The sequence below is a fragment of the Bdellovibrio sp. HCB337 genome, from assembly GCF_047302465.1.
In the GTDB taxonomy this organism is placed as follows: Bacteria; Bdellovibrionota; Bdellovibrionia; order Bdellovibrionales; family Bdellovibrionaceae; genus JACMRP01.
This window is the reverse complement of record NZ_CP178621.1, coordinates 2,917,508-2,933,091: the sequence shown is the minus strand read 5'-3', so window position 1 is coordinate 2,933,091 and position 15,584 is coordinate 2,917,508. Positions and strand designations below refer to the sequence as shown.

Below are 15,584 nucleotides of genomic sequence, written 5' to 3'. Positions count from 1 at the left end.
CTAAGCAGGGAAAACGTCAATTGTGGCGCATTGTGTGGACAACTCAGAAGCTGGTCTGAGTTGTCACGGTCGGCAAACTAGAGGACTACGATAAAGCTTTTTTTGTTTTAATGTGGGAGATCCACGTTGCCAGGTTTTGGCTCTCAGTAATATCGCGAATGTATATTTCTGAAGTCGGATTGTCAGGGTTTGGATTCATATTGTAATGAAATTCTTGGAAGACCTTAAGACCTTTCGGGAAGATAAACGTATTTTCAATGACCGCCTGCTTGAGGTTATTGCGGAAGACAAACTCCCAGCGTTCAGCGGCTGATCCGAAAACGACACAAGGATGAATATCAATCGTATGGCTGTCAGTTCCAATAAGATTTGCAAGATCCCCAGAGATTTTAGCGACAGTTCCAGTCAGTTGCGCCTGTAAAGACTTATCAGGCATACCGGTCATGCGATCTTGTGCGATCAATTTCTCTGCATAGTTAAGGTCTTCGTTATTAGCTGTTGTAGCTTTTTGTAACTCTTGAAAGACCGCCGTTTCTTCGGCAGAGCTTACGTCGCGGACCATAAGCATGGACGCATCAGTAGGGCGGACGAGTGAGGACAACGAGATTTCCAAAATCTTCGCGATTCGCATCAGGGTCTCAAGCTTTGGTTCTACTTGACCGGCCTCGATTCTTTGGAAGTTTCGAGTCGAAATACCAAGGGCCTCTGCCATTTGGTGTTGGGAAAACTCTTTGAGTCTTCTGTGAAAGCGAAGAATGTAACCGATTTTTTGAAGAGCATTGTATTCCATGAATTCATTCTAACGATTTATTTAAGGACGTCAAAAAAGTTTGTGTTTTTGCATTATCCAATACCAAGGACTGTAGAACAAAACTTGTGTACTCAGTAAGATTCTATTTTACTTTAAACGAAGCTCTATCTAGCAAACTCAACGCCAATGCGACTTCGCCGACGACAAATTTTCTAAAATGCCCGAGGTTTTTTGGAAGTGTTCAAAGTTTTTTCAGCAGTTTTTTTGAAAGTGTCAAGTTTCTGAACCACGCCGTTTTATTATGAAAAAATTCGGTGTGAGGGTTAGATCTTTTTTTGCGAGCTTCTATAATAAAGGTAACGACGCAAGGAGAGTGTCATGGATAACTTCATTTTAGCCCTCGTAGCATTAGTAGTGTTTTTTATTTGGTACATGGCGAACGGAAAGAAGCTTCAAGCTCGGATCGAAAGGATCCGAAGAATACACGGGCGCCTCAGGGGACCCGATGCCCGAATAGGCTATATGAATTTAAAGGGCAAACGGTACACCTGGCAGATTACGATAGAGACTGTCCAGCCAAAGGGGAAAGATTGGATAGTGACAGCGTGGTGCCATGAGAAGAATGACTTTCTAGTTTTTCATGCAAGCCGTATGTACGAGTATTTTGATTTGAATGCACTTCAGGAGATAAAGAATGTGCCGGCTTATTTTAGTGAACGGTTTGACCGCAGGAAGCTTAGTAGGACTGTCTGAAACTTTGACTGAAAATGAAAGCTGACTGTCAAAAAATATGACAATCGCGAAAACTTAAAATTTTTTTGAAAGTTGGTTTATAATGAGGGCGGGACAGTTGGTTGCACATGGAGGTCGGATATGCCTTTTGATTCAGTTCCAAATTTTGAGCATTTTGGAAACTACATATTGCTAAAAAAAATCGCGACAGGCGGTATGGCAGAAGTGTTCTTAGCAAGACCGGCAAGTCACCGAGGGAACGGACGAGTGCAGGTCATTAAAAGGATCCTGCCTCACGCCGCAAACGACGGCGAGTTTATCAAGATGTTTAATACCGAAATTCAGGTCTGTATGGGATTCAATCATCCTCATACGGTGCAAATCCATGATTTTGGAGAATGCAATCGCAGGCCTTATATTTCGATGGAATATATCGAAGGTAAAAACCTTAAAGATGTTATTTGCAAATTCACCGAGCGTGGAGAGTTCATGCCAATTCCAATGGCGCTGAGTCTTTTGGCTCAAGCGGCGTCGGGACTAAGCTATGCTCATACGTTTGTAAACAAAGTTACTGGTGAAGAGGTTCGAGCTATTCACCGTGATATCTCACCACACAACCTCATCGTAAGCTATGAGGGTAATCTAAAAGTAATTGATTTCGGGATCGCAAAAGCGGCAAGCCGCATGGTAGAAGCCACTCAGGCAGGAACCATTAAAGGAAAGTTTGCCTATTTGTCTCCGGAGCAAATCACAGGAGAGACTCTGGATGCACGCGTAGATATTTTTGCGCTGGGGATTGTCGCCTGGGAATTGTTGACTCTACGTAGACCTTTCTTTAGAGCCGGTGATTCCGAGATGACGATCTTAGACACTATTCGCAATTGCGATTTCAACGTGAAAGCGCCATCTTATTTTAACGGCGAAGTTCCTCCGGAATTGGATGCCGTTATTTTAAAAGCACTTCGCCGCAATCCTGATGAACGGTATGCGACAGCCGAAGAGTTTCAAGCGGCTCTTCGTCGAGTAATGTGGGTTCACTATCCTCACTATTCATACTCTGAAAATGCAAAAACGATGCAGGCGTTGTTTGAATCTGAAATTGCTCAAGAACGAAATGAAGTTCGCCTTCTGAATATGAATGTGCAGCTCTCATTAAGCAACTCAACAATGACTATCAATAACGACGGAACCGATTCGACGATTGTGTTGCCAGATACAGCGGCGGCGGCTCAACAGGCCACTGCTCAGGCGGCTCAGCAAAGACAGCTAGGCGCTGAAATGGATCAACGCCTACGTGGGATCGAGAAAATGATGAAGGAAAAGGCGTCTATGCGCCACTACGTCCTTTTCGCATTCTATTTGATTTCAGTGGTTGTTTTGAAGCTCGATGAGTCTTATGGGTTCTTTGATTTCTTGGTCCCACAAGGGCGAGTCGTCGCGGCAGCGCCAAGAGTTGAGGCCTCAGAAGAAGCCAGAGTCCTGCCGACGGCGGTAAAAAGGGCGCCGGCACGAACTGCGCGACCTCAAGCTCAAGCTCGTCAGTATCAGCAGCAATATCAGCCGCAGCAACAACAGGCGGTGCGCGCAAGACAACCGCAGCAGGTGCAGCAACAACAACAGTATCAATACCAGCAACAGCAGTACCAACAACAACAGCAGCAGGCTGAAAGACAGCCAGCAAAGAAAGCAGCAGCTCGCCGCGCAGTGGTGACTACTCAGGAGCACGATTAATTTGATTGCAGAGTGATCGTGACAGCAGGAAGTTTTTATGCCCACAATAGGATCGTGGGGGATTTATGAAAAACTTCGCTGTGTTGATGGGTTCTATTCTATTAGTGGGAAATGGTGCCTTTGCTGCGCCATTGAAGTCCCATTCTATCGGCGGCTCATGCTCGCCAACTTCTAAAAAAGAAAAAGTCACCTGCCCCACGCAAGACGAGAGTGATCCTCCAGCTGAATTTACCTATTACAACTTTGCAGTGAAAGAGAATAAGAAAGTCAAAACGACATCCACATCTTGTTCTGATTCGCTAGTGACTGAGATTCGTATAATGAATGGCGATATTCCAGATCCTAAAGTCCCAAAGGCTCCAGAGACTGCGGATGATAAGGCCACGAAGCCCCTTAAGTATGTGCCCCAAGCTTGTACATTGCTGACATTGTCGGCGGGCGGCCCGCAGCTTGCCATTTTTGAACAGAAAGAGTTTGAAAAAGACCTCGGCGGACAAGTTCCAGATCTTTTGCATCGTCAGATCCTGCTTGTGAAAGTTGAAAAAGGGCAGGCTCAAAAGATCGTCGAGAAAATGCTTTCGGTGGATACTTTGAGTGAATCTAAAAACATTCTAAATGTTCATAGCCTTTGTGATACAGACGGTGATAATCAAGCTGAAATCGTACTGAACGAAGAAGTGTATTTTTCGAACGGTTACTTAGTATATAAAATCAAATCTGACGCAGGCGAAGCTACAAAAGAAAGTTTCATGAGCTCTGGCGGGTGCGGCTGTTAATTCCTTCATATATAACTTTAGGAATATAAAATATGAAATTATATTCCTTATCTAGGGGCGCCTCTTCAAGTAACGTTTGAAGACAGAGGTGCCTATGGAAACTAACAACGTTCGTCTTATTTCAATCACGCCAAATGCTGAAGAGATCATGGCCTATTGTGCAAGGGTCAGTAATCCCGTTAATCAAGAAAACCCCGAGATCTCGCGCCTAATCGCCTATTGTATCAAGCACGGTCACTGGTCGATCTTTGAACAAGCCAACATGGTGCTCGAGATCACAACTTCCCGGGCGATCTCACCCCAAATCCTTCGCCATCGATCTTTTTCATTTCAAGAGTTTTCACAGCGTTATGCGGAAGTCGATGGTTACATCGAGTATTCAGCCCGCAGGCAGGATCAGAAGAACCGTCAAAATTCCGTCGACGACCTTGATGCCGATACTCAGAGTTGGTTTGCAGAATCCCAAAAAGAAGTTTGGGACCTTGCCTTTAGCAAATACAAAATGGCTCTTGAAAAAGGCATTGCTAAAGAATGTGCCAGAACTTTGCTGCCGATGGGGACATCGACACGACTTTATATGAACGGCACCGTTCGCAGTTGGATTCATTATATTCAACTTCGTAGCGAGATCGGAACACAGCTTGAGCATCGCATGATTGCTGAGGCCTGCAAAGAGGTTTTCAGTCAACAACTGCCTGTGGTCGCTAAAGCGTTGGGGTGGATCTAGCAGATCACTTCGCCTTGGACATTTTGCCAAGGCCACGTCCATTGACGATCGGGAAAACGGTTTTCCAATCATTTTTAATGCTGACGACATGCCAATTGTATTTTTTGGCGGCGTTCAAGGACTCATTGTTTTTTTCACCGTAGGCGGCTTCGCGATCGGGGTCGTCGTGGTTCACCAAAATCTGAAGCGACGGCAAGGTTCCTTCGCTCGAGTAGCGAAGATGCGCGATGTCTCCGCCATTACGAATATTACCCGCCGCAAAGATGGGACGGCGACCGATATGGCGATAAATATTAATCGCCTTTTCTTCGCGGTCGTTTAGGCCTGCAATCTTCTCGGTACGCATGAAAATCATCTTCCCTTTTTTCTCGCCCGCGGTGTCTACAAAGAACGCGCCCATAATATTTTCTGGCGGAACGCCATAGAGCTCAGGGGCAATGGCTCTTAAAAAACTCAAATCTCCACCAGAGCAAATATAGACTTTAAAATCTTTGCTCTGAAGATAGCTTAAAAGCTCTGTCATTGGTTTAAAGGTCAGGTTTTGATAGGGCACATCGTATTTAGGATGTTGAGTGAACATAAAAAAACCACGCGCCTCGTTGGCAAAGTCGTCTTCACTCATCCCTGAATGGGTCAAAGCTAAAATGTCGAGGACCTCTTTTTGTGAAAGGTGGGGAGTGCGCGAACCACTTTTGGCTAAAAGGGATTTATAGGGCTCGCGCTTTTTAAGCGTCGGTCGTTTTTCTAAAATTCTTCGTAGTCGGATTTCTGTAAACGCCACTTCTGCATCGGGGACTTCACTCCACAAAGTACCATCGTTGTCGAAAGTCGCAATCCGATCCTCTGGTGCAATAAAGGAATCGCTTTTTTCATCTGTAACCTTAGCGACAAATTGAATGATCGCAGCTTTTGTGGCGCCGTCGTTCCAGGAGGGCAGAGGATCCACAGGGGCACGTTCACAGGCAACCAGAACACCTAGCAGAAGCATGAGAAGAAGAATTCTCATAAGACCTCCTGAGTATGAAGGGGATGTCTTGATCTTAGAGAAAGGCGTCTTTGTCCTGCCATATGTTTAATAACATGGTTACATCTTCGTCACTGGAAATTCGAAGTAAACGGAAGTAGTTCTTGGACTTATCTGCAAAAATGTAAATACAAACAGGAGGAACCATGGAGCCAACCACAGAAACCGTTGAGATCGCGAATAAACTCATCGATTTTTGCAAAAAGGGTCAGAACATGAAAGCAATCGAGTCGCTCTACGACACGGACGCGGTCAGCTTAGAAGCCGTATCCACACCAGATATGCCTGCAGAACTGCGAGGCCTAGAGGCCATCAAAAAGAAAAACAAGGATTGGATCGACAATATGGAACTCCATTCGACCCTCGTGGAAGGGCCTTACCCCTTCGGCGATCGCTTCGCTGTTCATTACAAGTACGACGTCACTGATAAAAAATCAGGACAGCGCATGAGAATGGATGAAGTCGGTGTCTACACCGTCAGAGATAACAAGATCGTGCGAGAAGAATTTTTTTATTCCATGTAATTAGAACGCTTGATGAACCGAGAAGTAAGTAGAGACTTCTTTGTCACCGTAGGCAACGTCAATGCGGAAATCTATGGGGTTCTCTTCTGCAATACGGAAGCGGGCCCCAAGACCGCCAGCCCACAATAGGTCCTGCAAGTTGAATTCTGTAATGGACGGAAGAACGTCCCCGGCACCGATGAAGAGCACGCCACCCCAGCGATCGGTAAAGCGTGTGCGGTATTCTGTCTGTACATCCCAAATAAATTTATCGCGATATTTTCCAGCTTTATAACCACGAAGATCCGAACCGGTCCCGAATGATGGCATAAAATAAAACGGCACGTCGCCGTCAGCGTAGGCGGCATTCAAACGTGTAGCTAAAACTTTTTCATCGCCTAACGACAAGTACATATTGTGGTTCGCCTGATAGCGCTGAAAAGTGTAAGAACCGCTCAAGCGCTCGTCATAAAAGAGCGCCGTAAAATTCGTCATGTATCCGTGTAAGGGATAAAATGTATTGTCGCGAGTATCGGCTTCTAATTTGATTCCAGGCACCCAAGAGTCTTCGGTCAGGCTGTCCGGAGAATCAAAATCGGAAGGAAGGCCCGCAATGTCGAACTGATTTTTCATATGAATGTAAGCTATTGTAGGACCAAGGTAGATACCCCACATTTTTGGAATGGCTTGGATTGCAAAGAAATCCACGTCCTGCTCAAGAAGAACCGACATGTCGTAACTTGATTGCCTTTTGCCGACTCCATAAAAGTCGGAATTCACTTTGGCGTAACCGCCAAGAATATTCAGGCGAAACTTGTCATCGTTCAACTTGCCTAAATAAGCAAGAGCACCGCCATAACTTTTTTTCTGAGTTCCAAAAATACCGCCAGCAAAAATTGAAGGTTTGTTTCCCTGCTCACTTTTTAAAACAACTTGCGCCAAAACAGCCAAGCCCCAACCTTGTGCAGGGCTGTAGTTTGGAACGGGTGCTATGATCCATTCACGCTTTTTGCCTTGAACCTTTTTGCCGAAAGGAGCGTCATCTATCAGCTCCTTCATGTTGTTGCTTTCTATTGGAACCTTTGGTTCTGTCGAGTAAGAAGGACTGTAATTTCCAGAGAGGATATCGGATTCAGCTTCTGCCTCTTTAACTTGGGCTTGTGTTTGGAGGCTTGTGCTGAGGGCAAGAATCAAGATGAATAAAACACCGATGAGTTTTCTCATGGGTCTATACAATCATTGCCGTTAGAAGATCTGATGTGGTTGGCGAGAATAAAAAGAAAAATCAGAACCAGGCGCTGCCGGCCTGAATATAAACGACGGTCTCTTCGGGACCTCTTGCCAGATCAAGCCCCATTTGAAATCCCAGAAGACGAGCCATCAGATAACGAAACCCAGCTCCATACGTTCCGGCACTCGAAGCGTCGTCATAATCTTGGCCTTCTGTGACTGCTTTCCCTACACCGCCAAATACAGAGTATTGCCAACGATGATGAGGAGACCATCGTAGTTCACCTTCGCTGGAAACCGCCAAGTCTCCTTGATAACGCATTTTTGCGATTCCGCGCAGGTTAATATAAGGTTTTGTATAGAACGGAGGATCTCCAGACATTTTTTTAGTGAGCAAGCGGGCGGCGGCACCCCAAGTTGGATTGAACTGCCAAAATCCTGTCAGGTCCGCGACAGCGAGCCGGTATTTATGGTCACTGCCAAAAGCCGGATCAAAAACATAGTAACGAAACTCGCCTTGATAGCCATCTTGGGGCGACAGAGTATTATCACGTCCGTCGTAGTTGGCCACTACAGCGAGTCCGCCGTTGCGCTCTCTATTTTTTGCGCTCTCTAAAAATGGCGGGTAATCTCCGGCAAATGAAGCCGTGATGTCCGCGTACAAATAGCGAAGGCCTGCAAACCACTCGCTTTCACCAAGACGTCTACGGATTTCTTGAGCTGTTCCACCTCCATCCAAATTGTATTCTAGAGTCGGTGCATTCTGTCGGAAATCACTAAGCTCATAAAAATCTAAATTGATGGACGTGAGAGCAATGGCGCCAAAATAACGCCAGTGATCTTCGTCCCAGCTGCGTTGATGAACGAGGCCTGCAAACTTGGTCCCATTTTCCGTAGCGCCTGCAGCCACCGCGGTAACAATGGGTGGAGCAAATTTTCCTTCTTCGCGATGATGGCCAGGTTGGCCTCGCTGCATGAAAAGCAAAGCGACCCCAGCACCATAGCCTACGGCAGGTTCAGTGATGATCACTGGCACCGGAATAAAGCCATGATGTTCTAAGAGCCAATTGCTGGCGTCCAAATAACCATCTTCAGGGTCCATAAGACTCACTGCGCGACTGAGTGTTCCTGTCAAAAAGACAGATAGAAAAATAAAAAATAAACGCATCAAGAATCCTCTCGCCAAGTTTAAGAGAGGGAAAAAATCTATACACCGGCATTTGATTACTTTTGTTGGAAATCAGTTTCCAATGTTGGGTATTGACCTTCTAGATAGCATCGCTTGAACTTTTCCAATGAGATACATCTTCTTTGTATTGCTTCTGGTTTCTATAAGCCAAGCTCGTGCAGAGGAGTGGCCTTGGAAGTTACCTTTTCTCGCGCAGAAAGCGGTGGATACTGATCACACACTGCCACGTCCTTATGGCCTGAGTTGGGTTTACTACTATCAAGACCAAGCCATCAACGTCGAGGACCTACAAGTCGCCTTTGATCCGTCTGAGCCCCTTCGCGATATTACCTTTATTGATTTTGGTGGGGCCCGTGTTCAAAATCACACGCTACAGTTAAAGCTCGATGCGTGGGTTCTGCCTTTTTTTAACGTTTTCGGAATTCTTGGCGGTGCCACTGGAAAAGGGACTATTCCAATTTCTATCAAGTACAAAGACCTCTTTGATTTTTTTGTTCCTGGTGCCTGCGCCGGCGGTTCTCCTCCGGCATTTTGCGAGGGCTATATCACTGCGGCAGCACCTGCTGATTACAATGGATATGATTTCGGAGTCGGATTTCTGCTTGCAGCTGGTTACAAAGATTTCTTCTTTGCGATGCCCGCAACCTATGTAGTTACAGATATTAATGTGTCTACTACAAATATTACTGCCATCAATGTGACTCCGAGATTGGGGTATAGTCTCTCAACCGAGTACGGCAAACTGGGATTGTATCTTGGTGCGAACTATCTAGATGCAAGGGGAGTACTTACAGGAACCTATCTGTTGCCTTTATCCGCGACGGCGATCGGGCGGGATGTGAGCGTTCAATTTAAGCTGCGAGAATCTCCGGTCGCTCTGTGGAATGGAATCGGCGGTTTTAATTGGGAGATCAGCCCGTTTTGGTCTATCACCTCCGAGCTGAGCCTCAATAAAGACCGCCAAAGTATCACTTTCGTCTTTGCGAACAGATTCTAGTCTAAAGAAAACATGACGTTTAAACCTACGGCCTTATAGTCGCCAAGTCCTTGAGCGACTTCATTGCCTGCGCCATCAAAGTAGAAGTGCATTCCTACTCGAGGATTGAATTTAAAGATCGCACCAAAAACAAACGGGAAGTAGGGAGTGTCGACGTCATAGATATTACAGTTCGGATTGCCACTACAACTTTTTGAAATGTTAATGGCAGCGTTCATCCCAAAATAAAGACCAAACTTTTCTTGGGGCTTAAATAGAATTTGCAGCGGAACATCCAAGTAGTCGAGTTTGTAATCAATCTCTTCGCCAGTAATGATATTGTGTGATTGCAAAGGACGCTGAGTATATAAAAGGCCTGTTCTAAAGTGTGTCGTGCCCTGGTCCATAGGAATATGGGCAAAAAGGCCCCCTTGCATGCCGAACTGAGCGTTTGCAGCGAAATTTGCGCCAAAGACTTCACCGGATTGCTGGCGTCCACCAATCTCAAGTCCATAATCCATAGCGGCTTGAGAAATACTTCCAATAAAGAGACTCAGTACCAAAATACATTTTTTCATACTCACTCCTTTTTATTTTTTATCAACGACGGAAACCGCCGCCACCTCGAGGCATACCTCCGCCTCCGCGAAGTGGTGGCATGCCACTCGTACCATGAGAGCGCGGTTGAGACCTTGCTGCCGGAGGATTAAAATCCTGGCCGCTGGATCGAGCTGTTCGTGCAGATTCTAAATTCTGAATTTTATTTTGATCGGCGCCTTGTACTGGGGACCACGTGCCTGGTCCATCGTATCTTTTCCAGTCGCCTTGACCATCACGACGATAAACTTGCCCACCATGACCTGCGTATACCTCATTCGAACCATGAGCCCGAGCAAACTTTGTATTGCCGACTGTATTCACATTGAAACCACCACCAGGGCCCGAGACATTAGTGTGTCTTCCCCAGTCGGTGTAAATATTGTCGATATCGATATTTACATACGAGGAACCCCAGCAACAAGTGCCCCAACCCCAAGGTGACATGAAGGCTCCAAAACTGAAGCCCATATAAAATCCAGCGGCAGAGTCCCATCCGTAACCCACGCCAAAGCCATAAGTCGCTGGTGCGGGATACCATGTTTGCGGAGAAGTGTAAGATGGGTAAGTGTAACCAGTTCCGTATACAACCATGCCATCTGCGGTGACATAGGTACCGTTGTATCCAGGGAAATATCCCACGGTGACAGTTTTCTCGTCAGAACCAAAAACGTGTACGTAGGTCACATAATATATCGGTGAAGAGCTTGGAATTTTATAAATGACCTCTGGTACTGCGATCGCCACAATCCACGGGCCGGTTGCTTTTTCGCTGGTGAACCACACGCCACTTTGAACTGCAAAGTAGCTGCTAGGTTGAACTTCGATAAGCGGAGTATTGCAATTCTGGGCATATTTTAAGGCGGTGCCGGTAATATTCACCCAATTGATAGCACCGTCGCACTGAATATCTTTAGGCTTTAAATCTTTAGGGACAATGGCTGTTTGAGGAATTTGGCTGGCGATAGCTGCTTCTTTAGACTGGGCCGTTCCTGGAATAGAAACAAGAACTTCGGAAACCGGGCTGCCTGCAGGAATCTTTGCAAAGCTAGCAGGCAATTGTTTTGCGGGAACATAGGTCCATGGCCCCTGTAAACCACCGCCTTCAAACCAGCGACCGGAAACTAAAACAAAATATTTTTGAGTTTTCGTGTCCAAGAAAATAGAATTCGGTGAATTCGACATGTACAACAAATCTGTGCCTTGCACAGATTGATATTTTGGTTCTCCTTCGCTTTGTAGAAGCTCTGTTGGTTTTGTTGCAACTACAATCCCTGGCAGAATTCCCGGTGGATAAATACTTTTGCCATCGGCGGTTTTTCCGGCAATAGGATCGACGGTTTTGTTTTTAATCAGGTCGTCTTTAGTTATGACAAATTTTGAAGAAGGCGCTTTTTTAGAAGGCATATAGGGGCCCAGAACCTTGTCAGCGACAAACCAATTACCAAGCGCCCACAGATAATATTCCTTGCCGCTTTTGTCGCGAAGAAACAAAGCTGACGTGTTCAGTACTCTTTCGACGCCAGCTCCTTTGACTTCGGTCCATTTAGGTTCTCCGGAAATCATCACAAGAACCGTTGGCTGGTGGACAAAGAGAAAGGTCGGAGGAGCATTGTTGACCTCGACTTTACGTTCAGATTCGGTACTTTGCGCCGCCAAATTATCGAGAAGAGTTTTATATGGGATCTGAACTTCTTTCCCGTTCATCGTTTTTTGGAGATTGGCTTGAATCTCTTTGCCTTTGACTCCTTCAGAGGGAAGGCTGATGTTTTCTACCTTCAGATTGCGCAGAGTCACTTTGCCTGAAGTTTTGTCGATAAGCGCGTCGGATTTTAGTTGAAAGCTTCCATAGTATTCTTTTTTTTCTTGGGTCCACTTGAAAGCAGCTTGCGCTATCACTTTGTTATCGTGAAGGGATTCGACCTGCGGCAAAAAAACAAGCACTTTGCTTTTATCCTGAAGAGTGATTTCGCGTGGCCATTGCGGGGTTGGAGGAGCTGCAAACACACCTGAGATGCTTAAATAAAAAAGTATTAAGTATTTCATATGGGCTTCATTCTTAGGGATTGTTTAGATGGAGCAATGAAGAACCTCTCGCAAAAACAAGAAGTTTTAATCCAAACCGCCTGAGAATCGGTTGAGTATTGTTGTTTCAGCTTAGAAGTAACTGATATTTGCGGCATATGACAGTCCTCCAGAAGATGACTGTCCTTTGAAGTCTCCTTTCAGAGTATTGTCTTTATAGTACAGACCTAAAAGGAGAGAGTTGTTTTGGCGATTAATTGCAAAACCTAGAGTCACGAGGTTCGCAGATCCAAAATCACTCTCTGATCTTGAATAGCCACCTAAGAGATCGACCAAAAAATTTGCATGAATTTTTAGACCGACAGAGAGTGATTTAAAAGAATCCTCGGTCCAGCGTTCGCCCGTGTCATTTGAGTAAGAGAATTCTGGTCGATATGTCATATCTAATAACAAAAGATAATTTTCTGAAAGCGCGAAACTCTGTCCAAGAGTCGCATCGTAAGTGTTTTTGATGTCAGGATTAAAAGGACGAGCAGTTTCACTTAGATCTGCGCCTGCCGAGGACTGGCTGGTGCGATAGGCGAGTCCTTCCTGCTCTAACGAGAACGGACGCCAATTTAGAGAAACTCCGAGTTTCCACCACGAGATGGGCCTCCACAAAACTCCTGGTGTTAGAAGAAGAGAGTAGTTTTTAATTTGTTCTCGCTCATAGCTAAGGGATGAAAAACCGGGACTGCTTTGTGTCCGAGTCAGATACGTATCCACGATCTGAAAACTGATAGAGCCACTTAAGCCAAATCCCAAAGTGTCAGAATGACGATATCCAGCGGCGACTCCACCGGCGGTGGTGCTTGAGTTGAGCTCAAAAGTGCCGGAATTTGTGATGCCGATATTCGAGTCATTGATAGGTTCTGAATAAAACATCGCAAAATACCCATCCCATGCCTCCGTGGGGAATACTCCTGCTGCTAAGAGAGTGCGACTTGTAAAACTGGTAGAGCTTTTATAAAACCCCGGAGACCGAGTGGTTTCAAAACCTAAAGTGTTGCCGCTCATAGAAGCGCTTGGTGCCGTTTTCTGTGTAAAGGCAAGGCCCGCAGGGTTTAAGAGAAGATTTCCGACCGAGTCCTCAAGAGCGGCGCCGGCGTTTCCCAGATAAGCTTCTTGTTCACCAATGGGGCCACTATAAATCGAGGCCTCGGAAGGCAATACAGACAAATGAAAGAGACACGCCAGCAAAGAGCCAAAGATTGACGACATGCCCACCTCCATTCTTGTCAATCCTAATGGTCGTAAGGGAAAGGCTTTGTGTTTTTTCGATGACGAAGCAGGGGCAAAAAAGAAACCGAGCTTTGCGCTCGGTTTCTGATGGTAGGGAGAGGGGGGCTCCCTAGTTCATTTTTTGAGATTCGATTTTTTGTATCTTCGCCCACATTCTTCGCTCGAGATCTTCGATTTGCTCTGAGGTTAGTCGATGAATGTTGGTCTGGTTATGATAGACCCGAGCCGCGTTGACTAAGTCGGATTGTTTGAAGCCGTAAGAAATGGCTTTGTCTATCAAATCCTGTACGGTGAGATCCTTTGGGAGATCTTCGTCGGTCCATGCCGGGTGCTCAGGCAGGATCGGAGAAACGCTGTTGGCTTTGATCTCGCTGGCAAAGAGATCTTTTCCAGTTTCTTTTTGCAGGCGTTCTAAAAAGTCCTTGAAGGTCACATTGCCCACAAGTTCAAAGCCAACCTCGAAAACAGGACTATTACTCTTAACAACTTGGAAGACTCTGACGACTTCACCGTCGCGTTCTTGCAACGACACTTCCACCATTACGTCGACAAAGTATTCAAGTCCACTGGTGGTCATGGGCAGAACTCGACCGAATTCGTTATCTTCTTTGGATTCTTTCCCTTTGGCAGGGATTTGATCCACGATGACGACGCACTTGCCGCTTTCAATGCAGAGTTTACGGAGAACCTCTTGCAGAACCATTTGGTCCGCAGCAAGTTCTTCTGCACTCGGTTGGGCCAAAGGGTTTCCGGTACGTTCACGCACGGCCTTGATCATTTCGCTATGCTTGGCGCTGAAGTATCCAGCCCAAGAATCCAAAGCAAAACAGCCGTAGTTTTGTAAATGTCCTTCGCCTTTCAATGCCCACTCGATAAATTCCGGCAGTTCATCCGGATGTTCTATTTCAAGGCCGTCGAAGTTAACACCGACACCTTTTAAGAGTCTTGATTTGCGTTCTGTATCGAAGATGCACAAGCGTCCTAGGCCGCTTTCAGCCATACTCTGGACAAAGAAACTTTTGCCGACACCTGCGCCGCCACGAACAGCCATCACCAGGCGCGGACGCTTGGGCTGACGGCTGAGGGGATTGATTTTCAATTTAGGGGGAAGTACTTTCATTTGAATCCTCACTTTATCGTTTATGAACGCACTCGCGCTCATTCTTGGTTACAAATCTGATTCAAAAACTATTTGAATGTTCTTAGAGGAAACCAAGGTGTGAGGACCAAAGACAGAGATCTCGTTGAGGCACCATTGAAACATTATTCTGCAAAATTTCAAATCGAAAAATGCGTGTTTTCTTGCAGTATAAATAAATGAAAAGCCCCTCGTGAGAGGGGCCATTCTTTGAACTACTAAGGTGTGTTCAAGTCTGTTTGGATTTTTTGTGCTTCTTTCAAGTGAGTATCTACAGCGGTGCGAAGCTCTTCCAAGAACGCTTTTACATCTGCATTTTGCGCATTTGGAATAAGCTGTTGATCAAGAGCGTTTAAAAGATCTTGATGCATTTTTACTTGGCCATCGATGAAGGCTTTGTCGAAGTCAGCATCTTTTGCATTCTTCAAACTGTCAGTCATGGCATCGGTATTTTTCTTTAAATCCGCGCTTGCCTGACTGTCTTCACGGGTGATTTTAGATTTCATTTCGAGGGCTTTAAGTTTTACATTGCCCGCGGTGTGCTCAACCACCATTTTGGCGCCAAACGCTTTCACATCGTTGTTTTGCCCTTTAGTTGAAGCAACTTGTCCCATGTTGATTTGGGCATCATTTGCAGTGCCAACCAATCCCAAAACCTGAGCGTCTGTCAGTGGTGCCGCTGGCGGTGCTGGATCAGCTGCTTGAGCTGCACCCACTGCAAGGCCGATTGCAAGAACGATAGCACTTGAAAAAAGATTGTTCGTTAGTTTCATTGAAAACTCCTTTGTTTAAAATTTTAGGCAAGCGTGGTTCGATTTCAAAAACGGTGCAAGTCTTGAAGTTTTCCAATCGGCCTTCTTGCGATAAAACATCGGGTCCTTTTGTCACTCATAGAAATGCACCG

At 45.8% G+C, this 15,584-nt stretch carries 15 protein-coding genes; 6 read left to right on the top strand and 9 right to left on the bottom strand.

The window, feature by feature from the left end:
* Positions 1 to 85: 85 nt before the first annotated feature.
* Entirely contained in the window at positions 86 to 790 is a 705-nt protein-coding gene (locus tag ACLWBB_RS14165) for a helix-turn-helix domain-containing protein (protein WP_413288197.1), read from the bottom strand.
* A 339-nt stretch (positions 791 to 1,129) separates the two neighbouring features.
* Between ACLWBB_RS14165 and ACLWBB_RS14160 the strand changes: the two genes are divergently transcribed.
* The 4 genes from ACLWBB_RS14160 (at position 1,130) to thyX (ending at position 4,717) form a co-directional block, all read left to right on the top strand.
* Positions 1,130 to 1,504, top strand: a complete 375-nt coding sequence (locus ACLWBB_RS14160; protein ID WP_413288196.1) for a hypothetical protein — start codon at positions 1,130 to 1,132, stop codon at positions 1,502 to 1,504.
* A gap of 120 nt (positions 1,505 to 1,624) precedes the next feature.
* Positions 1,625 to 3,214, top strand: coding sequence for a serine/threonine protein kinase (locus tag ACLWBB_RS14155; RefSeq protein ID WP_413288195.1), 1,590 nt, complete (start codon positions 1,625 to 1,627; stop codon positions 3,212 to 3,214).
* A 65-nt stretch (positions 3,215 to 3,279) separates the two neighbouring features.
* Positions 3,280 to 3,990: a hypothetical protein gene (locus ACLWBB_RS14150; protein ID WP_413288194.1), complete on the top strand. Its 711-nt coding sequence runs from the start codon at positions 3,280 to 3,282 to the stop codon at positions 3,988 to 3,990.
* A 94-nt stretch (positions 3,991 to 4,084) separates the two neighbouring features.
* Positions 4,085 to 4,717, top strand: a complete 633-nt coding sequence (gene thyX / locus ACLWBB_RS14145; protein ID WP_413288193.1) for an FAD-dependent thymidylate synthase — start codon at positions 4,085 to 4,087, stop codon at positions 4,715 to 4,717.
* Between the two features lie 4 nt (positions 4,718 to 4,721).
* Here thyX and ACLWBB_RS14140 read toward each other — a convergent pair whose 3' ends face one another.
* Positions 4,722 to 5,723 (bottom strand): HAD family hydrolase, encoded by a 1,002-nt coding sequence (locus tag ACLWBB_RS14140; protein WP_413288192.1) that lies wholly within the window; start codon positions 5,721 to 5,723, stop codon positions 4,722 to 4,724.
* Between the two features lie 164 nt (positions 5,724 to 5,887).
* Between ACLWBB_RS14140 and ACLWBB_RS14135 the strand changes: the two genes are divergently transcribed.
* On the top strand, positions 5,888 to 6,265 hold the full coding sequence (locus ACLWBB_RS14135) for a SnoaL-like domain-containing protein (RefSeq protein WP_413288191.1): 378 nt from the start codon (positions 5,888 to 5,890) through the stop codon (positions 6,263 to 6,265).
* Here ACLWBB_RS14135 and ACLWBB_RS14130 read toward each other — a convergent pair whose 3' ends face one another.
* Together ACLWBB_RS14130 and ACLWBB_RS14125 are read right to left on the bottom strand one after the other, a co-directional pair.
* On the bottom strand, positions 6,266 to 7,468 hold the full coding sequence (locus tag ACLWBB_RS14130; protein WP_413288190.1) for a BamA/TamA family outer membrane protein: 1,203 nt from the start codon (positions 7,466 to 7,468) through the stop codon (positions 6,266 to 6,268).
* Between the two features lie 61 nt (positions 7,469 to 7,529).
* Positions 7,530 to 8,642 carry a glyceraldehyde-3-phosphate dehydrogenase gene (locus tag ACLWBB_RS14125; protein WP_413288189.1) on the bottom strand — a complete coding sequence of 371 codons (1,113 nt, stop codon included), beginning with the start codon at positions 8,640 to 8,642 and terminating at the stop codon, positions 7,530 to 7,532.
* A gap of 127 nt (positions 8,643 to 8,769) precedes the next feature.
* Between ACLWBB_RS14125 and ACLWBB_RS14120 the strand changes: the two genes are divergently transcribed.
* Positions 8,770 to 9,660: a hypothetical protein gene (locus tag ACLWBB_RS14120; RefSeq protein ID WP_413288188.1), complete on the top strand. Its 891-nt coding sequence runs from the start codon at positions 8,770 to 8,772 to the stop codon at positions 9,658 to 9,660.
* Here the strand turns inward: ACLWBB_RS14120 and ACLWBB_RS14115 are convergent.
* The 5 genes from ACLWBB_RS14115 to ACLWBB_RS14095 all read right to left on the bottom strand — a co-directional run bounded on the left by ACLWBB_RS14115 (position 9,657) and on the right by ACLWBB_RS14095 (position 15,453).
* Positions 9,657 to 10,217, bottom strand: a complete 561-nt coding sequence (locus tag ACLWBB_RS14115) for a PorT family protein (RefSeq protein ID WP_413288187.1) — start codon at positions 10,215 to 10,217, stop codon at positions 9,657 to 9,659. The two genes, ACLWBB_RS14120 and ACLWBB_RS14115, sit on opposite strands and share 4 nt — an antisense overlap.
* A gap of 22 nt (positions 10,218 to 10,239) precedes the next feature.
* Positions 10,240 to 12,282, bottom strand: coding sequence for a hypothetical protein (locus ACLWBB_RS14110; protein WP_413288186.1), 2,043 nt, complete (start codon positions 12,280 to 12,282; stop codon positions 10,240 to 10,242).
* A gap of 111 nt (positions 12,283 to 12,393) precedes the next feature.
* The gene (locus ACLWBB_RS14105) at positions 12,394 to 13,521 is read right to left on the bottom strand and encodes a hypothetical protein (RefSeq protein ID WP_413288185.1); all 1,128 of its coding nucleotides are present in this window, start codon (positions 13,519 to 13,521) and stop codon (positions 12,394 to 12,396) included.
* A 130-nt stretch (positions 13,522 to 13,651) separates the two neighbouring features.
* Entirely contained in the window at positions 13,652 to 14,662 is a 1,011-nt protein-coding gene (locus ACLWBB_RS14100; protein ID WP_413288183.1) for a hypothetical protein, read from the bottom strand.
* Positions 14,663 to 14,898: 236 nt separating this feature from the next.
* A complete protein-coding gene (locus ACLWBB_RS14095) occupies positions 14,899 to 15,453 on the bottom strand; it encodes a DUF4142 domain-containing protein (protein ID WP_413288182.1) in 555 nt (184 codons plus the stop codon).
* Positions 15,454 to 15,584 lie beyond the last annotated feature (131 nt).

What these genes read in the sequence shown, in the direction of transcription:
- ACLWBB_RS14165 (WP_413288197.1), bottom strand. Translation starts at nt 790, where the DNA reads ATGGAATACAATGCTCTTCAAAAAATCGGTTACATTCTTCGCTTTCAC.
- ACLWBB_RS14160 (WP_413288196.1), top strand. Translation starts at nt 1,130, where the DNA reads ATGGATAACTTCATTTTAGCCCTCGTAGCATTAGTAGTGTTTTTTATT.
- ACLWBB_RS14155 (WP_413288195.1), top strand. Translation starts at nt 1,625, where the DNA reads ATGCCTTTTGATTCAGTTCCAAATTTTGAGCATTTTGGAAACTACATA.
- ACLWBB_RS14150 (WP_413288194.1), top strand. Translation starts at nt 3,280, where the DNA reads ATGAAAAACTTCGCTGTGTTGATGGGTTCTATTCTATTAGTGGGAAAT.
- thyX (WP_413288193.1), top strand. Translation starts at nt 4,085, where the DNA reads ATGGAAACTAACAACGTTCGTCTTATTTCAATCACGCCAAATGCTGAA.
- ACLWBB_RS14140 (WP_413288192.1), bottom strand. Translation starts at nt 5,723, where the DNA reads ATGAGAATTCTTCTTCTCATGCTTCTGCTAGGTGTTCTGGTTGCCTGT.
- ACLWBB_RS14135 (WP_413288191.1), top strand. Translation starts at nt 5,888, where the DNA reads ATGGAGCCAACCACAGAAACCGTTGAGATCGCGAATAAACTCATCGAT.
- ACLWBB_RS14130 (WP_413288190.1), bottom strand. Translation starts at nt 7,468, where the DNA reads ATGAGAAAACTCATCGGTGTTTTATTCATCTTGATTCTTGCCCTCAGC.
- ACLWBB_RS14125 (WP_413288189.1), bottom strand. Translation starts at nt 8,642, where the DNA reads ATGCGTTTATTTTTTATTTTTCTATCTGTCTTTTTGACAGGAACACTC.
- ACLWBB_RS14120 (WP_413288188.1), top strand. Translation starts at nt 8,770, where the DNA reads ATGAGATACATCTTCTTTGTATTGCTTCTGGTTTCTATAAGCCAAGCT.
- ACLWBB_RS14115 (WP_413288187.1), bottom strand. Translation starts at nt 10,217, where the DNA reads ATGAAAAAATGTATTTTGGTACTGAGTCTCTTTATTGGAAGTATTTCT.
- ACLWBB_RS14110 (WP_413288186.1), bottom strand. Translation starts at nt 12,282, where the DNA reads ATGAAATACTTAATACTTTTTTATTTAAGCATCTCAGGTGTGTTTGCA.
- ACLWBB_RS14105 (WP_413288185.1), bottom strand. Translation starts at nt 13,521, where the DNA reads ATGTCGTCAATCTTTGGCTCTTTGCTGGCGTGTCTCTTTCATTTGTCT.
- ACLWBB_RS14100 (WP_413288183.1), bottom strand. Translation starts at nt 14,662, where the DNA reads ATGAAAGTACTTCCCCCTAAATTGAAAATCAATCCCCTCAGCCGTCAG.
- ACLWBB_RS14095 (WP_413288182.1), bottom strand. Translation starts at nt 15,453, where the DNA reads ATGAAACTAACGAACAATCTTTTTTCAAGTGCTATCGTTCTTGCAATC.